23 protein-coding genes are annotated in these 20,387 nt (G+C 69.1%); 9 read left to right on the plus strand and 14 right to left on the minus strand.

Annotated features, from left to right (window positions below; genetic code table 11):
* The first annotated feature begins 41 nt into the window (after positions 1-41).
* The 6 genes from cimA (at position 42) to rpsD (ending at position 4,817) form a co-directional block, all read left to right on the plus strand.
* Positions 42-1,646, plus strand: a complete 1,605-nt coding sequence (gene cimA / locus ACWPN5_RS03460; RefSeq protein WP_145682270.1) for a citramalate synthase — start codon at positions 42-44, stop codon at positions 1,644-1,646.
* A gap of 16 nt (positions 1,647-1,662) precedes the next feature.
* Entirely contained in the window at positions 1,663-2,433 is a 771-nt protein-coding gene (locus ACWPN5_RS03465) for an RNA methyltransferase (protein ID WP_492294258.1), read from the plus strand.
* Positions 2,434-2,499: 66 nt separating this feature from the next.
* Positions 2,500-3,201, plus strand: coding sequence for a LytTR family transcriptional regulator DNA-binding domain-containing protein (locus tag ACWPN5_RS03470; protein ID WP_374191492.1), 702 nt, complete (start codon positions 2,500-2,502; stop codon positions 3,199-3,201).
* 156 nt (positions 3,202-3,357) lie between these two features.
* Positions 3,358-3,570 (plus strand): hypothetical protein, encoded by a 213-nt coding sequence (locus ACWPN5_RS03475; RefSeq protein ID WP_137115697.1) that lies wholly within the window; start codon positions 3,358-3,360, stop codon positions 3,568-3,570.
* A gap of 153 nt (positions 3,571-3,723) precedes the next feature.
* Positions 3,724-4,020: a N(2)-fixation sustaining protein CowN gene (gene cowN / locus ACWPN5_RS03480; protein ID WP_094303160.1), complete on the plus strand. Its 297-nt coding sequence runs from the start codon at positions 3,724-3,726 to the stop codon at positions 4,018-4,020.
* A 182-nt stretch (positions 4,021-4,202) separates the two neighbouring features.
* Positions 4,203-4,817 carry a 30S ribosomal protein S4 gene (rpsD, locus tag ACWPN5_RS03485; RefSeq protein ID WP_014239501.1) on the plus strand — a complete coding sequence of 205 codons (615 nt, stop codon included), beginning with the start codon at positions 4,203-4,205 and terminating at the stop codon, positions 4,815-4,817.
* Between the two features lie 398 nt (positions 4,818-5,215).
* Here the strand turns inward: rpsD and ACWPN5_RS03490 are convergent, their stop codons facing one another.
* Positions 5,216-6,319 (minus strand): alkene reductase, encoded by a 1,104-nt coding sequence (locus ACWPN5_RS03490; protein ID WP_145682266.1) that lies wholly within the window; start codon positions 6,317-6,319, stop codon positions 5,216-5,218.
* A 205-nt stretch (positions 6,320-6,524) separates the two neighbouring features.
* Here ACWPN5_RS03490 and ACWPN5_RS03495 point away from each other — a divergent pair, with 205 nt between their 5' ends.
* Positions 6,525-7,196: a TetR/AcrR family transcriptional regulator gene (locus tag ACWPN5_RS03495; RefSeq protein WP_145682265.1), complete on the plus strand. Its 672-nt coding sequence runs from the start codon at positions 6,525-6,527 to the stop codon at positions 7,194-7,196.
* Between the two features lie 6 nt (positions 7,197-7,202).
* Here ACWPN5_RS03495 and rarD read toward each other — a convergent pair whose 3' ends face one another.
* From rarD to ACWPN5_RS03530, 7 genes are all read right to left on the minus strand, one after another.
* Positions 7,203-8,207: an EamA family transporter RarD gene (gene rarD, locus ACWPN5_RS03500; protein WP_145682264.1), complete on the minus strand. Its 1,005-nt coding sequence runs from the start codon at positions 8,205-8,207 to the stop codon at positions 7,203-7,205.
* Positions 8,208-8,307: 100 nt separating this feature from the next.
* On the minus strand, positions 8,308-8,742 hold the full coding sequence (locus tag ACWPN5_RS03505; protein WP_145682263.1) for a hypothetical protein: 435 nt from the start codon (positions 8,740-8,742) through the stop codon (positions 8,308-8,310).
* Positions 8,743-8,885: 143 nt separating this feature from the next.
* Entirely contained in the window at positions 8,886-9,227 is a 342-nt protein-coding gene (gene grxD, locus ACWPN5_RS03510) for a Grx4 family monothiol glutaredoxin (protein WP_014239508.1), read from the minus strand.
* A gap of 59 nt (positions 9,228-9,286) precedes the next feature.
* Positions 9,287-9,526 carry a BolA family protein gene (locus ACWPN5_RS03515; protein ID WP_038531271.1) on the minus strand — a complete coding sequence of 80 codons (240 nt, stop codon included), beginning with the start codon at positions 9,524-9,526 and terminating at the stop codon, positions 9,287-9,289.
* Between the two features lie 325 nt (positions 9,527-9,851).
* Positions 9,852-12,032, minus strand: coding sequence for a phosphoribosylformylglycinamidine synthase subunit PurL (gene purL / locus ACWPN5_RS03520; RefSeq protein ID WP_200479359.1), 2,181 nt, complete (start codon positions 12,030-12,032; stop codon positions 9,852-9,854).
* 32 nt (positions 12,033-12,064) lie between these two features.
* Positions 12,065-12,769, minus strand: a complete 705-nt coding sequence (purQ, locus tag ACWPN5_RS03525; RefSeq protein WP_014239512.1) for a phosphoribosylformylglycinamidine synthase subunit PurQ — start codon at positions 12,767-12,769, stop codon at positions 12,065-12,067.
* Positions 12,770-12,868: 99 nt separating this feature from the next.
* Positions 12,869-13,765, minus strand: a complete 897-nt coding sequence (locus tag ACWPN5_RS03530) for a LysR substrate-binding domain-containing protein (protein ID WP_145682262.1) — start codon at positions 13,763-13,765, stop codon at positions 12,869-12,871.
* Positions 13,766-13,866: 101 nt separating this feature from the next.
* Here ACWPN5_RS03530 and ACWPN5_RS03535 point away from each other — a divergent pair, with 101 nt between their 5' ends.
* A complete protein-coding gene (locus ACWPN5_RS03535; protein WP_137115702.1) occupies positions 13,867-15,042 on the plus strand; it encodes an MFS transporter in 1,176 nt (391 codons plus the stop codon).
* An 18-nt stretch (positions 15,043-15,060) separates the two neighbouring features.
* Here the strand turns inward: ACWPN5_RS03535 and ACWPN5_RS03540 are convergent, their stop codons facing one another.
* The 5 genes from ACWPN5_RS03540 to ACWPN5_RS03560 all read right to left on the minus strand — a co-directional run bounded on the left by ACWPN5_RS03540 (position 15,061) and on the right by ACWPN5_RS03560 (position 18,451).
* The gene (locus tag ACWPN5_RS03540) at positions 15,061-15,750 is read right to left on the minus strand and encodes an MOSC domain-containing protein (protein ID WP_492294263.1); all 690 of its coding nucleotides are present in this window, start codon (positions 15,748-15,750) and stop codon (positions 15,061-15,063) included.
* Positions 15,747-16,400, minus strand: coding sequence for a DNA-3-methyladenine glycosylase family protein (locus ACWPN5_RS03545; RefSeq protein WP_492294265.1), 654 nt, complete (start codon positions 16,398-16,400; stop codon positions 15,747-15,749). Before ACWPN5_RS03545 ends, ACWPN5_RS03540 begins: the two co-directional genes overlap by 4 nt.
* Positions 16,401-16,492: 92 nt before the next feature.
* The gene (purS, locus tag ACWPN5_RS03550) at positions 16,493-16,735 is read right to left on the minus strand and encodes a phosphoribosylformylglycinamidine synthase subunit PurS (RefSeq protein WP_014239518.1); all 243 of its coding nucleotides are present in this window, start codon (positions 16,733-16,735) and stop codon (positions 16,493-16,495) included.
* A gap of 61 nt (positions 16,736-16,796) precedes the next feature.
* On the minus strand, positions 16,797-17,561 hold the full coding sequence (gene purC / locus ACWPN5_RS03555; RefSeq protein WP_014239519.1) for a phosphoribosylaminoimidazolesuccinocarboxamide synthase: 765 nt from the start codon (positions 17,559-17,561) through the stop codon (positions 16,797-16,799).
* A gap of 116 nt (positions 17,562-17,677) precedes the next feature.
* On the minus strand, positions 17,678-18,451 hold the full coding sequence (locus tag ACWPN5_RS03560; protein WP_492294267.1) for an NRDE family protein: 774 nt from the start codon (positions 18,449-18,451) through the stop codon (positions 17,678-17,680).
* Between the two features lie 152 nt (positions 18,452-18,603).
* Between ACWPN5_RS03560 and ACWPN5_RS03565 the strand changes: the two genes are divergently transcribed.
* Entirely contained in the window at positions 18,604-18,924 is a 321-nt protein-coding gene (locus ACWPN5_RS03565; RefSeq protein ID WP_145682257.1) for a DUF1476 domain-containing protein, read from the plus strand.
* Between the two features lie 160 nt (positions 18,925-19,084).
* Here the strand turns inward: ACWPN5_RS03565 and purB are convergent, their stop codons facing one another.
* Entirely contained in the window at positions 19,085-20,380 is a 1,296-nt protein-coding gene (purB, locus tag ACWPN5_RS03570) for an adenylosuccinate lyase (RefSeq protein ID WP_449226465.1), read from the minus strand.
* Between the last annotated feature and the right edge of the window lie 7 nt (positions 20,381-20,387).

Here is a 20,387-nt window from a genome sequence, read left to right on the forward strand (position 1 = left end):
ATGACCTTCCTTCGGGCGACCAATATCTTCGGGCGGCGGCAATGACGGGCGAACGCATCTATCTGTACGACACGACGCTGCGCGACGGGGCGCAGACCCAGGACGTGGATTTCTCCGTCGCCGACAAGATCGCCATCGCCCGCGACCTCGACCGGCTCGGAATCGACTATGTGGAAGGCGGCTGGCCCGGCGCCAACCCGACCGACGACCAGTTCTTCGCCGAGGCGCCGGACCTCGCCCGCTCGACCTTCACCGCCTTCGGCATGACGCGCCGTCCGGGCCGCAGCACCGCGAACGACCCGCAGCTCGCCGCCCTGATCCAGTCCAAGGCGCGCGCCGTCTGCATCGTCGGCAAGACCTGGGACTTCCACGTCGACGTGGCGCTGGCCATCCCGCGCGAGGAAAACATCGCGCTGATCGCCGACAGCATCGCCGCGCTGAAGGCCGCCAAGGGCGAGGCGCTGTTCGACGCCGAGCATTTCTTCGACGGCTACAAGCGCAACCCGGCCTACGCCGCGTCCTGCATCAAGGCCGCCTACGAGGCCGGGGCGCGCTGGGTCGTGCTGTGCGACACCAACGGCGGCACGCTGCCGCACGAGATCGACGAGATCGTCCGGCAAGTGATCGGGGAGCACGGCATCCCCGGCGACCGGCTGGGCATCCATTGCCACAACGACACCGAGAACGCCGTCGCCAACTCGCTGGCCGCGGTGCGCGCCGGGGTGCGGATGGTGCAGGGGACGATCAACGGGCTGGGCGAGCGCTGCGGCAACGCCAACCTCGTGTCGCTGATCCCGTCGCTGATGCTGAAGATGGGCTGCGACGTCGGCATCAAGCCCGCCGACCTGCCGCTGCTGACCGAGATCAGCCGCAAGTTCGACGAGCGGCTGAACCGCGCGCCGAACCGCCACGCCCCCTACGTCGGCGCCAGCGCCTTCGCCCACAAGGGCGGGCTGCATGTCTCCGCCGTGGAGAAGGACCCGTCCTCCTACGAGCATGTCGAGCCGGAGGCGGTCGGCAACCGCCGCCAGATCGTCATGTCGGACCAGGCCGGCCGCTCCAACGTCATCGCCCGGCTGCGCGAGATGGGCATGGCCGTGGACCCGAAGGACGAGCGGCTGAACCGCCTGCTCGACGTCGTGAAGCAGCGCGACACCGAGGGCTACGCCTACGACACCGCCGAGGCCAGCTTCGAGCTGCTGGTCCGCCGCGAACTGGGCGAGGTGCCGGACTATTTCACCCTGAAGCGCTTCCACGTCACCGACGAGCGCCGCTACAACGCCAAGGGCGAGCTGGTGGTCGAGTCCGAGGCCGTCGTCCGCGTGAAGATCGGCGGCAAGGAGTATCACGAGGTGGCGTCGGGCAACGGCCCGGTGAACGCGCTGGACACCGCCATGCGCAAGGCGCTGGAGCCGCTGTACCCGCTGCTCGACGGGGTGAAGCTGTCCGACTACCGCGTGCGCATCCTGGCGGCCAAGGACGGCACCGGCGCCATGCCGCGCGTGCTGATCCGCTCGCGCAACGGCGACGGGCAGGAATGGTCGACGCTGGGCGTCTCCACCAACATCATCGAGGCGTCGATGGAGGCGCTGGTGGACAGTTACACATTCAAGCTGTTTAAAGGCGGTGCAACACCGCGAAGCTGAGACCAAAGTTCAGATCATGACCTCCGGCAAAGACCCCAACCGCCCCTCCGTCCTGGGCGGTCCGACCATCATCCTCGTGCAGCCCCAGCTCGGCGAGAACATCGGCGCCTGCGCGCGGGCCATGCTGAATTGCGGCCTGACCGAGCTGCGTCTGGTGAAGCCGCGCGACGGCTGGCCGAACGAGAAGGCGGTGGTCGCGGCGTCGGGCGCCGATCCGGTGCTGGATGGGGCCAAGCTCTACGAGACGACCGCGGAGGCCGTGGCCGACCTGAACGTGGTCTTCGCCACCACCGTCCGCACCCGCGGGATGATCCAGGAGTTCGTCACCCCGCGCGTCGCCGCAACGGAACTGCGTGCCCACGTCGACTCCGGGCACAAGACCGGCGTGCTGTTCGGGCCGGAGCGCACCGGTCTGGTCAACGACGACCTGACGCTGGCGTCAACGCTGATCACCGTTCCGCTGAACCCGGCCTTCTCCTCGCTCAATCTGGCGCAGGCGGTCCTGCTGATCGGCTACGAGTGGTTCCAGACCGGCGAGACCCCGCCGGACCGCGTTCTGCACACCGGCCAGACCCGCCCGGCGACCAAGGCGGAGCTTGTGAACTTCTTCGAGCATCTGGAAGGCGACCTCGACCGCACCGGCTTCTTCACCTCGCCGGAGAAGCGCCCGTCGATGGTCCGCACCCTGCGCAACGCGCTGGAGCGGATGCAGATGACCGAGCAGGAGGTCCGCACCTTCCACGGCGTCGTCGCGGCGCTGACCGGGCGGCGCAAGGGCGAACCGTAACCCTCCTCCCTAACCCTCTTCCCTTCCGGGGCCAATCGCTGCCTATACTGCCGCATGGAATACACCTTGCAGCATATGGACGTTGGCCTCGTCCTGCTCGACGGCGACCGGCGCGTGGTGTCGGTCAACGCGTCCGTGGCGCGGATGCTGGGGCGCGACCGTCCGCTGCTGGGGGCCAGCCTGCATGACCTGCACCCGCCGGGCAGCCGCGCCAAGGTGGAACTGCTGCTGGCCGCGGCGCACGACCCGGACTCCCCGGCGGCGGCCAGTTCCATGATGGTGGCCCTGCCGGGGCGGACCATCGTGGTGAAGGCCACCGCCCTGCCGCCGGGCGGCGGGGCGGCGCTGGCCCTGATGCTGTTCGAGGTGACCGGGAAGGCGCTTCACGAGCCGGTGCCGCCGCCGGTTGCGGACGCGGTGCCCGAGCCGGTCACCCCGCTGGTGAAGCTGCCGATCACGACGCGCCAGGGCGTGGTGCTGATCGATCCCGCCGACGCGGTCTATGTGCAGGCCGACGGCCATTACACGCGGGTCCACACGGCGGATGGCGCCTTCTTCTGCTCGCTCTCGCTGTCGGAGCTGGAGGCGCGGCTCGACGTGCGGCAGTTCGTGCGGGCGCACCGCCGCTATCTGGTCAATCTGCGCCACGCCCAGGCCATCGACCGCAGCGACGGGCGGGCCGCCTTCGTCATGGCCGCCCCCGGCTCCCCCCGCGTGCCGGTCAGCCGCGGCCGGATCGAGCAGTTGAAGAAGCTGTTGGCCCTTTAGCCTTTCCCCTTGCGCGCATCAGGGTTGTTCCCGCCGGCCTGTGACTTCGGGTGTCGGTTGATCCGCCTCAATCGTTCGGGCCCGCCGCAGGCGTAGAACAAGGCCATGGCCGGCGCCCGCATCGGGTGGGCGCCACGATGACGAGGAGATACGGCCATGGCTTTCCTGGACGACGACCACGCCTATGTGGACCAGCTGGTGGTGGAATATTATGGCGACCGTCTGACCGCGCTCTCGCCGGAACGGCTCGCCGCCCTGCACGCCCTGTTCGGCGAGGTGATGTGGCACGAGGGGATCGAGGCGCTGACCCCGCAACGGCTGAACACGCTGCTGGAGTTCACCGAGGAAGAGCTGTCGCACGCCGCCTGAATGGGGCGCCTGAATGGTAAGAGCGCGAACCGTTCGCGCAGAACACCCGCCGTTCACGCCGCCCGCCCGCCGTTCGTGCAGCGGGTCTTGTTCCAAGGCCCGCCTTCCGCGAAGAGGAATGTCAAGACATCCTCCTTTGTGGGAATCACGACCGTGGACGCAACCGACACCCCCGACCGCTACGTCTCCTTCAAGGGCATCGACTGCGAGGGCAACTCCCGCCGCATCATCGAGCGCCTGTACATGCACATCGACGACCCGGCCAAGACCAACGCCTTCTGGGAACGCTTCCGGGCGAAGCTGGCCGTCGCCGACGATCCGTTGAAGCGTCAGGCGGACGGGCTGTGCCTGCTCTGCGCCAACGTCTATTACATCTCCGACCTGTTCGAGGAGCATGAGGACGAGGAAGGTCTGGCCATGCTGCGCCAGCTCGAGGACGAGTGCTGCTGACGCCGTGTGGTGGACACGACTCATGGTTTGAGCCGACTCATGGTTTGACAAGGCGCGCCGAATCCGTATAGTGCGCGCCTTCACTCCTGGGAAAGCGGGCGTGCCTCTTGTTTGCGCCCCGTCCGCGGCCTGTTCCGCGGAACTACCGGGACAAAACCAACTCGTGTTCCATCGAGGATCAAATGGCCAAGCGTCAACAGTCCAAGTACAAGATCGACCGCCGCCTCGGCGTAAACCTCTGGGGCCGTGGCAAGTCGCCGATCAACAAGCGTGAGTATGGCCCCGGCCAGCACGGCCAGCGCCGCAAGAAGCCGTCCGACTACGGCCTGCAGCTCATGGCGAAGCAGAAGCTGAAGGGCTACTACGGCAACATCGGCGAGAAGCAGTTCCGCCGCATCTACGCCGAGGCCGTGCGCCGCAAGGGCGACACCGGCGAGAACCTGGTGGGCCTGCTGGAGCGCCGCCTGGACGCGGTGGTCTACCGCATGAAGTTCGCGCCGACCCCGTTCGCCGCGCGCCAGATCATCAACCACGGCCACATCCTGGTCAACGGCCGCCGCCTGAACATCCCGTCGGCCCAGATCAAGGAAGGCGACACCATCGAGGTGCGCGCCAAGTCCAAGCAGATGGCCCTCATCCTCGAGGCCACCGCCTCGGGTGAGCGCGACACCCCGGACTACCTGGAAGTCGACACGGGCGCCCTGAAGGGCCGCTTCGTCCGCGTCCCGCTGCTGGCCGACATTCCGTACCCGGTCCAGATGGAACCGAACCTGGTCGTTGAGTTCTACTCGCGCTGACCGTTCGGCCCAACCGACACGCGAAAGGCCGCGCCTCCGGGCGCGGCCTTTTTCGTTTGGGCCCTTTTCGTTTGAGGATGGGCGGTCGGATTGAGTTCCCTCTCCCCTCTGGGGAGAGGGCTGGAAGGCGTCGTTGAGTACTGTGAAATAGGTTGTAAAGGTTCTGAGCGGTGTTCAAGAACCTTTCTCTGTCGCGGTCAGCGTGGCCCGGCATTCGGCCCGCATGGCCTCGGCATCCCACTCGTCGCCGTCTCCTTCGCTCGGTTCAGGATAACAGTCGATTCCCGGAATGGGCAACGTCCGCGCTGGAGGGACGGCGGAAAGAAAAAAGCCGGAACCCTTGCGGGTCCCGGCCTTGAGGTGCGGGGATCGGGGGCAATCCCCGCGGGGGAGAGGGATCAGGCGTCGGCCGTTTCCAGCGCCGGATAGTCGGTGTAGCCGCGGGCGTCGCCGCCGTAGTAGCTGGCCTTGTCCGGCGTGTTCAGCGCCGCGTCGCGGCGGAAGCGCTCCGGCAGGTCCGGGTTGGCGATGAAGGGCTCGCCGAAGCTCACCGCGTCCGCAGCACCGGCGGCGATGGCCGCCTCGGCCTGTTCCTTGCTGTAGCCGCCGTTGATGATGAAGGGACCCTTGAAGATCCGGCGCAGCTCCGCCGCGAGGTGCGGGGCGCCCTCCGGCGGGGCCATGTGGTGGCCCGGCTGGCCTTCGATGACGTGCAGGAAGGCGAGGCCGAAGGGGTTCAGCGCCTCGGTGACGTGGGTGTAGAGCGCCCGCGGATCGCTGTCCGCCATGTCGTTGAAGGTGCCGGTCGGCGACAGCCGCACGCCGACCCGGCCGGGGCCGACGGCGGTGCTCACCGCGTCCAGGATCTCCAGCAGGAAGCGCGCCCGGTTCTCCACGCCGCCGCCGTAGCGGTCGGTGCGCTTGTTGGTGCGGTCGCGCAGGAACTGGTCGATCAGGTAGCCGTTGGCGCCGTGGATCTCCACCCCGTCCAGCCCGGCGTCGAACACCGCGCGCTTGGCGGCGTCGGCGAAGGCCTTGACCAAGCCGGGGATCTCGTCGGTTTCCAGGGCCCGCGGGGTGGGGAAGGGCACCAGTCCCTTGCTGGTGTAGGACTGACCGGCGGCGGCGATCGCCGAGGGAGCGACCGGCAGGGCGCCGTTCGGCTGGAATTCCGTGTGGGAGATGCGGCCGACGTGCCAGAGCTGCGCGGCGATCAGCCCGCCCTTGGCGTGGACCTCCTCGGCGATGCGGCGCCAGGCGAGCGTCTGCGCGTCGGTGTGGATGCCCGGCGTGCTGGGATAGCCCTGGCCGGTGGCCGAGACCTGCGTCGCCTCGGTGATAATGAGGCCGGCGGAAGCGCGCTGCCCGTAATACTCGGCCATCAGCGGGGTGGGGACGTTGCCCTCGCCAGCGCGGCTGCGGGTCATCGGCGCCATGATGACGCGGTTCGGCAGCTCCATGGAGCCAAGACGCAGCGGCGTGAACAGATCGGCGGTGGTCATGATGCGGTTGCCCTCTCGATGTGGCATCGGGTCCCAAGTTGGGGTGTCCCAAAGCGGGGTCCGGGGTTCCGCGGGTTGGGCGGCGCCCGGTATGTATGTGCGTACATACTTGCCAGCGCCATCCGGCCTTGTCAAGTATGCACGTGCATACCTATTATCATTTCAGCCGCCGCACGGATCGGCGGCCAGTGAGAGGGCCTGCATCGTGGACAAAACCGACACCCCCGCCACCGACCCGGCGACTGACGACGGCTGTTGCGGCACCGGGGCCGACGCGCCCGCGCGCAAGCGCGACCGCGAGGCAACCAAGGGCGTGCTGCTGGACGCGGCCAAGATGGTGTTCGCCGAGCGCGGCTTCGACGCCGCGACCACGCGCGACATCGCCGGACGCGCGGGCGTGAACGAGCAGTTGATCCAGCGCTATTTCTCGGGCAAGGCCGGGTTGCTGCTGGCCGTCGTCGAGCGCTACGGGCGCGAGGAGGGGAGCGGCTGCGCCATGCCGCCGCCCGGCGACGACCTGGAGGAGGATCTGGCGGCCTTCCTCTTGCACCAACTCCGCCACGCCTGGAAGTGCCGCGACTTCACGCGGGTGATGCTGGCGCGCGCGCTGGTCGATCCGGACATCGCGAACGAAATGGCGCGCACCCTGTCGGAAAGCCGCATCCCCTGCCTGCTCAGCCGGCTGGAGATCTTCCGCGCGCGCGGGGCGATCGCGGCGGACGCCGACCTTGCCCACGTCGCGGCGGGTATCGCCACGCTCAGCTTCGGGCTGGGCTTCCTCGATCAGGTGGTGTTCGGGCGCTGCCCGGACCGCGTCAACGAGGTGGTGAAGACGCTCGCCCACACCATGGCCCACGGCCTCGCGCCGCGGGCCTGAGCCGCCTCAATCGGCGCGGCAGGCGGCGGCGCGGGCCTGCTCCGCCCGGTTTTGTTCGGCCCGGTTCTGCTCTGCGCGGGCCTCGGCGCGGGCGGCCCGGTGTGTGAACAGCGCGTCCGCCGAATAGAGCGCCAGCGCCACCCAGATGCAGACGAAGGCCACGAGGTGTGAGGAGGTGAAGGCCTCCCCATAGACCGCCACGCCGAGCAGGAGCTGCCCGGTCGGGCTGATGTATTGCAGGATGCCGATGGTCGACAGCTTCAGCCGGGCGGCGCCGACCATGAACAGCACCAGCGGGATGGCGGTCACCGGGCCGGTCAGGATGATCAGCAGGTCCGTGCCCAGCCCGTGCGCGCCGAAACTCCCCAGTCCCTGGGCGTTCAGCCACAGCAGATAGACGATGGCCGGCGGCACCAGCAGCACCGTTTCCACCAGCAGCCCGATCAGCGGGTCGATGGCCGCCTTCTTGCGCACCAGCGCGTAGACGCCGAAGCTCAAGGCCAGCGACAGCGCCACCCAGGGAACCTCCCCGTAGGACAGGACGAGGCTCAGCACGCCCGCCGCCGCGATCAGAACCGCCAGTCCCTGCCGCTTCGACAGCCGTTCCTGAAGGAAGGCCATGCCGAGCAGCACGTTGATGATCGGGTTGATGTAGTAGCCGAGGCTGGACTGCACCAAATGGCCGTTGTTCACGGCCCAGATGAAGATGGTCCAGTTGCTGCCGATCAGCGCCGTCGTCACCAGGAAGATGCCCAGGCGCCGCCAGCTTCCCACCCCGCGCACGATGCCGGACAGGCCGCGCGTCGGCACCAGCCACAGCCCGACCAGCACCACCGTCCACAGCACCCGGTGGGCGACGACCTCCACCGCTCCGACGTTGCCGAGCTGCTTGAAGAAGATCGGCGCCACCCCTCCCCAGATCAGGAAGGCGGTCAGGGCGGCGGCGAAGCCCAGGGTGGCGGGGTTGCGCCCGTCGGCCTGCGGCAGGGAGGGGGAGGGAGTCTGGGCCATGACTCCCCTTTACCATGCCCAAGAAATGGGCGATAGGAACGCCCCCTCATGCCCGCACTGCGCGCCGGGAATGCCGCATTTCCCGCAGGGGTTTTCCCGATCAGCCCCCTCCGCCGCCTGCGGTGCCGCCTCCGCTTCCGCTGGCGTTGGGGGCTCCGTTCCGCGGCATCGCGCCGGACGATCCCGACGAGCCCCGGCCGATCGGGACGTTGGTGCCGACACCCTCGTTGCGGACCAGCGCGCGGGCCTCGCGCAGCCGGTCCACGCATCCGTCCGGATCGCCCTTGCCGGCGGCGGACCGCGCGTCGCCCAGCAGGCCGCGCAGCCGGTCCTTCTGCTCACCGGTCAGGGCGGTGTGGTTGCGCCCGCCGGCCACCACCTTGTCGCCCAGGAACAGGTCGGAGAAGCGGGACACCTCGTCCCGGCAGGCGGTCAGCCGCTCCTGCTTGGGAACCGTTCCGTCCTGGCCTTGCGCTTGGACGGGAAGAGCCATCAGAGCCAGCAGCGCCGCCGCTGGGAACACACGCCTGTCCATGACCGGGCCTCCTTTTCCGTGCCGACACCTCCGCGGGGTTCGTCGATGGAAAAACAGGGTTGGGCCGGGGCCTGTTCCGCCAAAGGAAAAGGGCCCCGCGCTGGCGGAGCCCTTTGTCACACGTCTGCGGCGCGGCTGGCCGATCAGGCGTTGGCGCCCGTCGCGACGCCCTTGTCGGCCAGCAGCGACTGCAGCTCGCCCGACTCGTACATCTCGCGCACGATGTCACAGCCGCCGACCAGCTCGCCCTTAACGTAGAGCTGCGGGAAGGTCGGCCAGTTCGAGTAATCCTTCAGCCCCTGGCGCAGGCCCGGGTCCTCCAGGATGTTGATGCCCTTGAACTTCACGCCGACGGTGCTGAGCACCTGGACGACGGCGGCGGAGAAGCCGCACTGCGGGAAGACGGGCGTGCCCTTCATGTACAGCACGACATCGTTGCCCTTGATGTCCTGCTCGATGCGATCCTTGACGTTCTGGTCAACCATGTCTCTCGGCCTTCTTACGATGTCGTCGTGTCTTGCGGAGTGTCTTGCGGGACGGCGTCCTACGCGCCTTCCGGCACGGCGGTGGTCAGGGCCAGGGCGTGCAGCTCCCCGCCCATCCGGCCCTGGAGGGCGGCGTAGACCATCTGGTGCTGCTGCACGCGCGACTTGCCCTTGAAGGCGGCGGAGGTGACCAGCGCGGCGTAATGGTCGCCGTCGCCGCGCAGGTCGGCGATCTCCACCGTCGCGTCCGGGATGCCTTCCCTGATGAGCTTCTCGATCACCGCGGCTTCCATCGCCATGGCCGTCATCCTGTTCCGTCAATCCCTGCCCATGCGGGCGCTGCCCGTATAATTAGGCGGAGCGGCCGGGTTTGTCACCGGAGAAGCGACGACATTCCGCGGTGCGAAGGGTTTGGTGGTGTTGAAGCACTCGCCCCCCTCCCTAACCCTCCCCCGCTTCGCAGGGGAGGGGACTGAAACTCCCTCTCCTGCGAAGCGGGGGAGGGAAGGGGCCCGCGGCGAAGCCGTGGGAAGGGTGGGGGCAACACCGAACCCCAAAACGAAAAGGCCGGGCGACGCATCCGCCGCCCGGCCTTCCGTTCTTCGACCCCTCAACCGCGTCCGATCACTCGGCGGCGGCCATGTAGCCGGGCAGCCAAGCCTCGTTGGCCGCCTTCAGGCGGGCGATGGTGATCGCCTCACCGCCGCGGCCGGTCAGGGCCGTGCCGTTGGTCTTGCCGAGCACGCTCACCGGCACGCCGGCGGCCTTGGCCTTCTCCTGCACCGCGGCGGCCTTGTCGGAGCGGACGGCCAGGACGTAGCGGCCCTGGTCCTCGCCGAACAGGGTGCCGGCGTCCGCACCGTCGAGGCCCGACAGATTGGCGCCGATGCCGCCGGCCATGGCCATCTCGGCCACAGTGACCAGCAGGCCGCCGTCCTGGATGTCGTGGCTCGACACCACCAGACCCTCGGCGATCAGGCCGCGGACAAACTCGCCGTTGCGGCGCTCCACCGCCAGATCGACCGGCGGCGGCGGGCCGTCCTCGCGACCCAGGATCTCCCGCAGGTAGAGCGACTGACCGAGATGGCCGGTGCCCTCGCCGACGAGCAGGATGGTGTCGCCCTCGTTCTTGAAGGCGATGCCGACGGCGATCATGGCGTCGGGCAGCAGGCCGACGGCGCCGATGGCCGGGGTCGGCAGGATCGCCTCGCCGTTGGTCTCGTTGTAGAGCGACACGTTGCCCGACACGACCGGGAAGTCCAGCGCGCGGCAGGCGTCGGCCATGCCCTGGATGGCGCCGACGAACTGGCCCATGATCCGCGGCTTCTCGGGGTTGCCGAAGTTCATGTTGTCGGTGACGGCCAGCGGCAGGGCGCCGACGGCGGACAGGTTGCGGTAGGCCTCGGCCACCGCCTGGGCGCCGCCGCGCACCGGATCGGCGAGGCAGTAGCGCGGGGTGCAGTCGGTGGTGACGGCGATGCCCTTGCTCTGGCCGGGCAGCCGGACCACGCCCGCGTCGGCCTGACCGGACATGAAGCGGGTGTCGCCGTTCACGAGGCTGTCATACTGCTCCCAGATCCAGCGCTTGGACGCCTGATCGGGGCAGGACATGATCTTTTCCAGGATGTCGCCCAGCGTCTTGTCGGCCGGCAGGGCGCGCACGGCGTCCTCCAGCTCCGCGGCGGCCGGGGTCGGCTCCCACGGGCGATCGTAGAGCGGCGAGGCGTTGGAGACCGGCGCGATCGGCATGTCGCACCAGGTCTGGCCGTGCATCTTGATGACCAGCTTGCCGGTGTCGGTCAGCGTGCCGATCACGGCGAAGTCCAGCTCCCACTTGTCGAAGATCGCCTTGGCGACCTCCTCGCGGCCGGGCTTCAGGATGATCAGCATGCGCTCCTGGCTTTCGGAGAGCATGATCTCGTAGGGGGTCATCCCCTCCTCGCGCATCGGCACGTCGTCGAGCACCAGCTCGATGCCGAGGCCGCCCTTGCCGGCCATCTCGACCGAGGAGGAGGTGAGGCCGGCCGCGCCCATGTCCTGGATGGCGACGATGGCGTCCGTCTCCATCAGCTCTAGGCAGGCCTCGATCAGCAGCTTCTCGGTGAAGGGGTCGCCGACCTGCACGGTCGGGCGCTTCTCCTCCGAATCCTCGCTGAACTCGGCCGACGCCATGGTGGCGCCGTGGATGCCGTCGCGGCCCGTCTTGGAGCCGACGTAGACCACCGGGTTGCCGATGCCGGCAGCCGCCGAATAGAAGATCCGGTCGGCCTTGGCCACACCCACGGTCATCGCGTTGACCAGGATGTTGCCGTTGAAGGCCGGGTGGAAGTTGGTCTCGCCGCCGACCGTCGGCACGCCGACGCAGTTGCCGTAATGGGCGATGCCGGCGACCACGCCCGACACCAGATGGCGGGTCTTGGGATGCTCGGGCGCGCCGAAGCGCAGCGCGTTCATGTTCGCGATGGGCCGGGCGCCCATGGTGAACACGTCGCGCAGGATGCCGCCCACGCCCGTCGCGGCGCCCTGGAAGGGCTCGATGTAGGACGGGTGGTTGTGGCTCTCCATCTTGAAGATGATGGCGTCGCCGTCGCCGGCATCGACCACGCCGGCGTTCTCGCCGGGGCCGCAGATGACCTGCGGGCCGGTGGTCGGCAGCGTCATCAGCCACTTCTTCGACGACTTGTAGGAGCAATGCTCCGACCACATCACCGAGATGATGCCCAGCTCCGTGTAGGTCGGCTGGCGCCCCAGGATCTCCAGGGCGTTGTTGTATTCCCCTTCGGACAGGCCGAACTCGCGGGCCATCTCCAGGGAGACTGCGGGCTGCTGCGCGGTGGTCACGACAGGGCCTCCACCAGACCATCGAACATGGGCTTGCCGTCGGTGTTGCCATGGAAGGCGGACACCGCGTCCTCGGGGTGCGGCATCAGGCCGAGCACGGTGCGCTTGGCGTTGAAGATGCCGGCGATGTTGTCCAGCGAACCGTTCGGGTTCCAGTCGTTTCGGTTCCAGCGCGGGGCGGCGTCGCCCTCGTCGCTGACGTAGCGGAAGGCCACCTGGCCCTCGCCGTCCAGCCGCTTCACCGTCTCGGCGTCGGTCCAGTAGTTGCCGTCGCCGTGCGCCACCGGGTAGCGGACGATCTGGCCCTTGCGGTACTTGGCCGTGAAGGGGCTGTCCGTGTTCTCCACCCGCAGATGCACGGTGCGGCAGATGAACTTCAGCTTGGCGTTGCGCATCAGCGCGCCGGGCAGCAGCCCCGCCTCGGTGATGATCTGGAAGCCGTTGCAGATGCCGAGCACCCGCACGCCCTGATCGGCCCGCGCCTTGACCTCGCGCATGATCGGCGAGTGCGCCGCCATGGCGCCGGAGCGCAGATAGTCGCCATAGGAGAAGCCGCCCGGCACGAGGATGAGATCGACCTTGGGCAGTTCGGTGTCGCGGTGCCAGACCAGATGCGGCTTGGTTCCGCTGGCGGCCTCCAGCGCGGCGACGGCGTCGCGTTCGCGGTTGGAGCCGGGGAAAACGATGACGGCGGCCTTCATGGGGCTTGGAAAATCCGGCGTCGTGGGGGGAACGGTTCGAGGCCGGACACTAAAGGCCCCGCCCCGCCAAAGCAAGGGCAAGGACCCCGCCATTCTCCCTTATCGGCCCTGCGTTGACGCGCCGGCGGCCTGTTCGCGCAGCCAATCGGGGAAGGCCGGCGCCTCGGTGTGGCCGCGCTGGCGGCTTTCCAGCAGGTAATAGTGGCCGGATACCACCCCTTCGGCCCCCAGCGGGGCGGTCAGCCGCCCGGTTTCCAGCGGGCGCTCCACGAACAGCCGCGGCACGATGGCGACGCCCAGCCCGTCCTCCGCCGCCTGGATGGCGAAGTAGGTGTGGTCGACCTCCATCCGGTTGCGGAAGGCGTCCAGCTCCAGCCCGTGCGCCGTGCTCCAGGCCGGCAGCAGGTCGGCGCGGGCGCGGATGGTGATGACCGTGCGGCGGGTCAGGTCGGCGGGGCTGCGCAGCGTCTCCAGCCCCGGCAGGGACGGGCTGCACACCGGAACGCAATGCTCGCGCATCAGGGGCAGCGGCTTTAGCCCAGCAAAATGGGCGGGGTCGCGGCGGATGGCGTAGTCGAAGGGACGGCCGATGTCGATCGGGCCGGGGGCGGTGGACAGCGACACCGCCAGTTCCGGGAAGCGCTGCTGGAACAGGGGCAGGCGCGGCAGCAGCCAGTGCATGGCGAAGGTTGGGATGCAGTCCACCCGCAGCGTCCGCCGCCCGTCGCCGTCGAGCAGCGTGTCGGTTGCCTGCTGGATCTCGGTGAACAGGTCGGCGATGCGGGTGAAGTAGCGCGCCCCGGCCTCGGTCAGCCGGACCTGCCGCTGGCTGCGGTCGAACAGGGGAACGCCGAGGAAGAGTTCCAGGCTGCGGATCTGGCGGCTGATCGCGCCGGGGGTGACGTTCAGCTCCTCCGCGGCGAGGCGGAAGCTGGAATGGCGGGCGGCGGCGACGAAGGCGCGCAGGGCGTTCAGCGGCGGGAAGCGGGAGGACATCCGTTGAGTTTTTCTCACCGGTCGGCGGAAGACAAGTCGTTTGTCGGTGCCCGACCGGCTGGCTAGGGTGCCTGCCGCTTTCCGTCGCCTCCTGGTCCGTCATGTCGCACATCACCCGCCGGCTGGTCTGGTTCCTCGGCGTCTCGCAGCTGCTGTGCTGGGGGATTTCCTATTACCTGATCGCCATCTTCGGGAACCCCATGGCCGCCGACCTGGGGCTGAGCCTGCCGGTGGCCTTCGGCGGCTTCACGGCGGCGCTGCTGGTCATGGGCGTGGTGTCGGGCAGCGTCGGGCGGGCCATCGACCGCTGGGGCGGCCGCCCGGTGATGGTCATCGGCTCGCTGCTGACGGCGGCGGGCTGCCTGGGGCTGGCCTCCTCCACCGGGCTGGTGAGCTATTACGCCTCCTGGCTGGTGCTGGGGCTGGCGATGCGGGCGAGCCTCTACGAGGCGGCCTTCGCCGCCCTGGCCCGGCTGGGCGGCCCGCTGGCGCGGGTGCCGATCTCGCAGATCACGCTGCTGGGCGGGCTGGCCTCGACGGTGCTGTGGCCGGTGGGGCAGGCGATGGCCGACGCCTGGGGCTGGCGCGGCGCGCTGGTCGCCTACGCGGTGATCGCGCTTCTGACCATCCCGCTGCACGCCGCCATCCCGTCCGACCGCTACGTGCGCCCGCCGGTGCCGGCCGGGACGGAGCCCGCCGGACCCGTGGACCCGCGACGGCGGGCCTGGGTGGCGCCTGTGTTCTACATGGTGATGACCACGGCGGTCGGCGTGCTGACCTCGGCGATGTCGGCGCACATGATCGGCATCCTGGTCGGACTGGGGGCGGCGCCCGCCGCGGCGGTGTGGATTTCCACGGTGCGCGGCGTCGGCCAGTCCTCGGCCCGGCTGTGCGAGGTGCTGTCCGGTGGGCGCCTGCATCCCACCGTCCTGGCGCTGCTCGCCTGCGGCCTGCTGCTGCCCGGCTTCATCATCGGTTTGTGGAGCGGCGCGGTGCTGGCCGCCGGCGTCGCCTTCTCGCTGCTGTTCGGGGCGGGGGCCGGGCTGGCGACCATCGTGCGCGGCACGCTGCCGCTGGTGCTGTTCGATCCGCAGAGCTACGGCCGGACGGTCGGGCGGCTGCTGGTGCCGAGCTTCTACGCCGCCGCCCTGGCGCCGATGGGCTATGCGGTGATCATCGAGCGGGCGGGGGAGACGGCGGCGCTTCTGCTCTCCGCCGTCCTGGCGCTGGTGGCGGTGGGCGCGGCGGGGGTGCTGTGGGCGACCGCCCGCCGCTGAGACATCAGTCGCCGCCGTTCAGTCTCCGCCGTTCAGGCGCTTGCTCCAATCCTCCACACCCTGGGTCAGCCGGCGCTCGGCCAGCGTGCGCCAGCTCTGGGCCAGCACCGGCAGGGCGGCCATCTCAGCCAGAGCCTCGCGGTTCTGGGTGTCCACATAGAGGACGTGCAGCAGCCGGGCGAGTGTCCAGTGCGGGTAGGGCCGCTCGACCAGGGCCAGCCGGTCGCCGGGGCCGATCACGCCGGGTTCCGGCACGCGGTAGTACCAGCCGGTGCGCCCGGTGGTCTGGACGCGCTTGGCCATGTCGGGCACGGCGAAGCGGTGGTTCAGCTTCCAGCAGGGCTGGCGGGCCTGGGCGACCTCCAGCAGGGCGGTGCCGGCGCGGAAACGGTCGCCGACGCAGACGTCGGCCTCGGTCAGGCCCACCGTCGCGAGGTTCTCGCCGAAGGCGCCGGGCTGGCCGAGCAGCGGCACGTCCCCGCCCAGTTCCTCCCGCCACGCCGGGTGGTGGTCCAGCGGGTAGTGGTGGATGGCCTTGTCCGGTCCGCCATGGACGCGGCGGTCGGCCTGCTCGTCGTCCAGGAAGCCTTCGGGGCCGACCGCGCGCGGGCCATCCACCGGGGACTTGGCGATGGCGCTGGTCCGCCCCGGCGGGCCGAAGGGAGCGGCCTTGCCGACGAGGACGGCGGTGATGGTGGTCTCGGTCACGGTGTCGTCTTTCCTTTGGGCGTCTTCTTGATCTTGACCGGTTTGAGGGCCCTGGCCTGCTCCTGCAGGGCCACGTAATGGTGCCACACCAGCTTGGCGGCGAGGCTGCGGTGCGGGCGCCAGGGCTCGGCGACGGCGAGGAGCTGGGCCGGGGTCGGCTTCTCCGCCCAGCCCTTCAGCCGCTGCACGCCGAGCTGGATGGCGAGGTCGCCGACCGGCCAGATGTCGGGGCGGTCCATCGCCATCATCAGGTAGATTTCGGCGGTCCAGCGCCCGATGCCCTTCAGCGCGACCAGGGCGGCGATGGCCTCCTCGTCGTCCATCCTGTGAATGGCGTCGAAGTCCAGCCGGCCGTCGGCGACGGTCCGGGCCAGCCCGCGGGCGTAGCCGATCTTCTGGCGCGACAGGCCGCAGGCCCGCAGATCCTCGTCGGGCAGGGCCAGGATGGCGTCGGGCGTCACCACCCCGACCATGGCCTGGAGCTTGGCCCACAGCGCCGCGGCGACCGTGGTGGAGAGCTGCTGCTCGATGATCAGGCAGAGCAGACCGGAGAAGCCATCCGGGCGGCGGAAGTCGCGCACCGTCGGGCCGCCGACGCGCAGGGACTCGGCGAAGATGGGATCGAGCGCGGAGAGATGGTCGATGGACATGGCCGAACGAAAATGGGGGATGCGCAGCGGTTGCGCATCCCCCATTTTCCGACAGGCAGGATTGAGCGCGGACGGCCTTAGGCCATCAACTCTCAGGCCACCAGCTCGATCGCGTAGTCTTCGATCACGGTGTTGGCCAGCAGCTTGCTGCACATGGCCTCGACCTCCTTGCGGGCGGCGGCCTCGTCGGTGCTCTTGAGCTGAAGCTCGATGACCTTGCCGGCGCGGACGTCCTCGACGCCGTCGAAGCCCAGCGTGTGCAGCGCGTGCGCGATGGCCTTGCCCTGGGGGTCGAGAACGCCGCGCTTGAGGGTGACGTGAACCTTCGCCTTCATCGGATGTCCGCTCGCTTGATGGTGCTGATGGGGTGGGGAAAACGGATTGTTGGACGGTCTTTTACTGGACGGTCTTGGGCCCCTTGACGTCCACCGGGCCGCCTTCGGGCAGGATGCCGAGGCGCCGGGCGACCTCCTGGTAGGCCTCCTCGACCTGACCGAGGTCCTGGCGGAAGCGGTCCTTGTCCAGCTTCTCGTTGGTCTTGATGTCCCACAGGCGGCAGTTGTCGGGGCTGATCTCGTCGGCCAGGACGATGCGCATCTCCTCGTTCTCCCACAGCCGGCCGAACTCCAGCTTGAAGTCCACCAGCCGCAGGCCGATGCCGAGGAAAAGGCCCGATAGGTAGTCGTTCACGCGGAGCGACAGCGCCACCATGTCGTCGAGGTCCTGCGGAGCCGCCCAGCCGAAGGCCGTGATGTGCTCCTCGGTGACCATGGGATTGTTCAGCTCGTCGGACTTGTAATAATACTCGATGATCGAGCGCGGCAGCGGGGTCCCCTCGGGGATGCCGAAGCGCTTGGACAGCGAACCGGCGGCGGTGTTGCGCACGACCAGCTCGATGGGGATGATCTCGACCTCGCGAACCAGCTGCTCGCGCATGTTCAGGCGGCGCACGAAGTGCGTCGGCACGCCGATTTCCGACAAACGGCTCATCAGGTATTCGGAGATGCGGTTGTTCAGCACCCCCTTGCCGGTGATGATGCCCTTCTTCTGGTTGTTGAAGGCGGTCGCGTCGTCCTTGAAGTACTGCACCAGCGTGCCCGGCTCCGGACCTTCGAACAGGACCTTCGCCTTGCCTTCGTAGATGCGCCGACGTCGTGTCATGAGAGATCGTCCAAAAACGTGTAGCCCGGGCCGATGGGTGACCGGTCCAGGGGATATGCACGAGTGATATAGCAAGCTGGCCCAGGGAACACAATGCGCGGGGTCCGCGGCGGCTCCTACCCGAAGGAGACGGGCTGCCATGGCGCCTCGTGCGGCCGGCCGGGGGCGAAGTGCCAGACGGGGTCGAGGTCCGGGCGCTCGACGGCGGGCAGGGCGATCAGCGCGCTCGACACCGTGCCGAATCCGGTGGGCAGCAGGAAGTTCATCGCGCCGCGCTCGCCGCGCTCGCCGTCGTCCCAGATGCGGCTCGCCAGCAGCTCCGGCCAGCCGCCCCACTGGTCTTCGGCCCGCTCCGGGTCGGGCGGAGTGGCGTGCCGGAAGAGGGGGAGATACTGGGCCTGCCGCGGGTCCTCCGTCACGTCGTCGAGGTCGCTGGCGGTGACCATGTGGACACCCTCGGGAATCTCGATCATCTCCGGACGGTTGCGCGGGGAGGGGCCGCGATGGACGAGCAGCCGGGCGTCGCGGTTGTCGGCGATCAGCAGGTTGAAGGGGCGGTAGGCCCGCGTGTCGAGCTGCGCCATGGCCTCCGCCGCCTCCGCCGCGTCGGCGAAATCCAGCGCGTCGAGAACCAGCTCCCCGCGCGACCGCTTGCCGGCCTCCGGCCCCAACGTGCCCATGCGGTTCAGCACGGCGGCGACGACGCCCTCGTCGTTCATGCCCAGCCAGGAGCCGCCGGCCAGTTCGTCCAGCCCGGCGACCACGTTGGGACGGTCGGGCCAGTGGCGCGCCGGCGCCTTCCAGGGCCGTCCGGCCATCTCGTCGCGGTTGGCGCCCAGGATCAGGGGCCATGTTGCGTCCGGTCGTCGCAGGAGGATCACGCTGCACATGGGGAATCTTGCCTTCCGCTTCCCTCTTGGGTATGTCGCCGCACGCCGGATTCGCCGATTGGCCGGTGGGTGGGGGCGATGACGACGCCCGTTCCACCGGCTATATAGTCTTGTATCTGGGAGCGCAAAACCAATCCAAGGAGCCGGGTCCCATGACGACCTTCGACGAGCGCGAGAGGGCCTTCGAGAACAAGTTCCAGCACGACCAGGACCTGCTCTTCAGGATTCGTGCACGCCGCAACCGGCTGGCCGGGTTGTGGGCGGCGAGCCTGCTGGGTCTGACCGGGGGCGAGGCCGACGCCTACGTCCGTCAGGTCATCGACGCCGACATCGGCGCCACCGGCCCGCACGACGTCCGCGACCGTCTGGCCGCCGACCTGCACGCCCGGGGCGTCGACATCTCCGACCACCGCGTGGAGAAGGAATTGGCCCAACTGCTGGACGTCGCCCGCCAGCAGGTGCACGCGGAGTAGAGTTTTCGTGGGGGAGGTGTTGCCCCCTCCCTGACCCTCCCCCGCTCTCGCAGGGGAGGGGATAAAAACTCCCTCTCCCGCGAAGCGGGGGAGGGAAGGGGCCCGCGGCGAAGCCGTGGGAAGGGTGGGGGCTCCGGGGATCAGCGAAGCCCCCGACTCCTCACTCCCCGAACACGCGCTTGAACACCATGTCGACGTTCTTCGTGTGGTAGGTCATGTCGAACATCGGGGCCAGCGTCTCGCGGGAGATGTGCTTGGCCACGTCGGCGTCCGACGACAGCAGGTCGAGGAAGTTTCCGCCCTTCTCCCACACCTGCATGGCGTTGCGCTGCACCGCCTTGTAGCTGTCCTCGCGGCTCATCCCGGCCTGGGTCAGGGCCAGCAGGACGCGCTGCGAGAAGACCAGGCCGCCCAGGTCGTCCAGGTTCTTCTGCATGCGCTCCGGATAGACCACCAGCTTGTCCATCATGCCGGTCAGGCGGGCCAGCGCGAAGTCCAGCGTCACCGTGGCGTCGGGGCCGAACATGCGCTCGACCGAGCTGTGGGAGATGTCGCGCTCGTGCCACAGGGCGACGTTCTCCAGCGCCGGGACCACGGCGGCGCGGACGATGCGCGCCAGACCCGTCAGATTCTCCGACAGCACCGGGTTGCGCTTGTGCGGCATCGCCGAGGAGCCCTTCTGGCCCGGATGGAAATACTCCTCCGCCTCGCGCACCTCGGTGCGCTGCAGGTGGCGGATCTCCACGGCCAGATTCTCGATCGACGAGGCGATGACGCCGAGCACCGAGAAGTAGAAAGCGTGACGGTCGCGCGGGATGACCTGGGTGGACACCGGCTCCGGCGTCAGCCCCATCTTGGCGGCGACGTGCTGCTCGACCCGCGGGTCGATGTTGGCGAAGGTGCCGACGGCGCCCGAGATGGCGCAGGTGGCGATGTCGGCGCGCGCCTGGACCAGACGCTCGCGCCCGCGGGCGAAGGCGGCGTAATGGCCGGCCAGCTTCAGGCCGAAGGTCGTCGGCTCGGCGTGGATGCCGTGGCTGCGCCCGATGGTGACGGTGTCCTTGTGCTCGTGGGCGCGGCGCTTCAGCACGGCCAGCAGCTTGTCCATGTCGTCGAGCAGCAGGTCGGCGGCCTGGGTCATCTGCACGGCGAGGCAGGTGTCCAGCACGTCCGACGAGGTCATGCCCTGGTGGACGAAGCGCGCCTCCGGCCCGACATGCTCGGCAAGGTTGGTCAGGAAGGCGATGACGTCGTGGCGGGTCTCCCGCTCGATCTCGTCGATGCGGTCGATCTCCCACTTGCCGCGCTCCCACACGGCGGCGGCGGCCTCCTTCGGGATGACCCCCAGCTCCGCCTGCGCGTCGCAGGCGTGCGCCTCGATCTCGAACCAGATGCGGAACCGGTTCTCCGGCTCCCAGATGCGGGCCATTTCGGGGCGGGTGTAGCGGGGGATCATCGGACTC

This window comes from Azospirillum sp. UENF 211521, assembly GCF_058780535.1.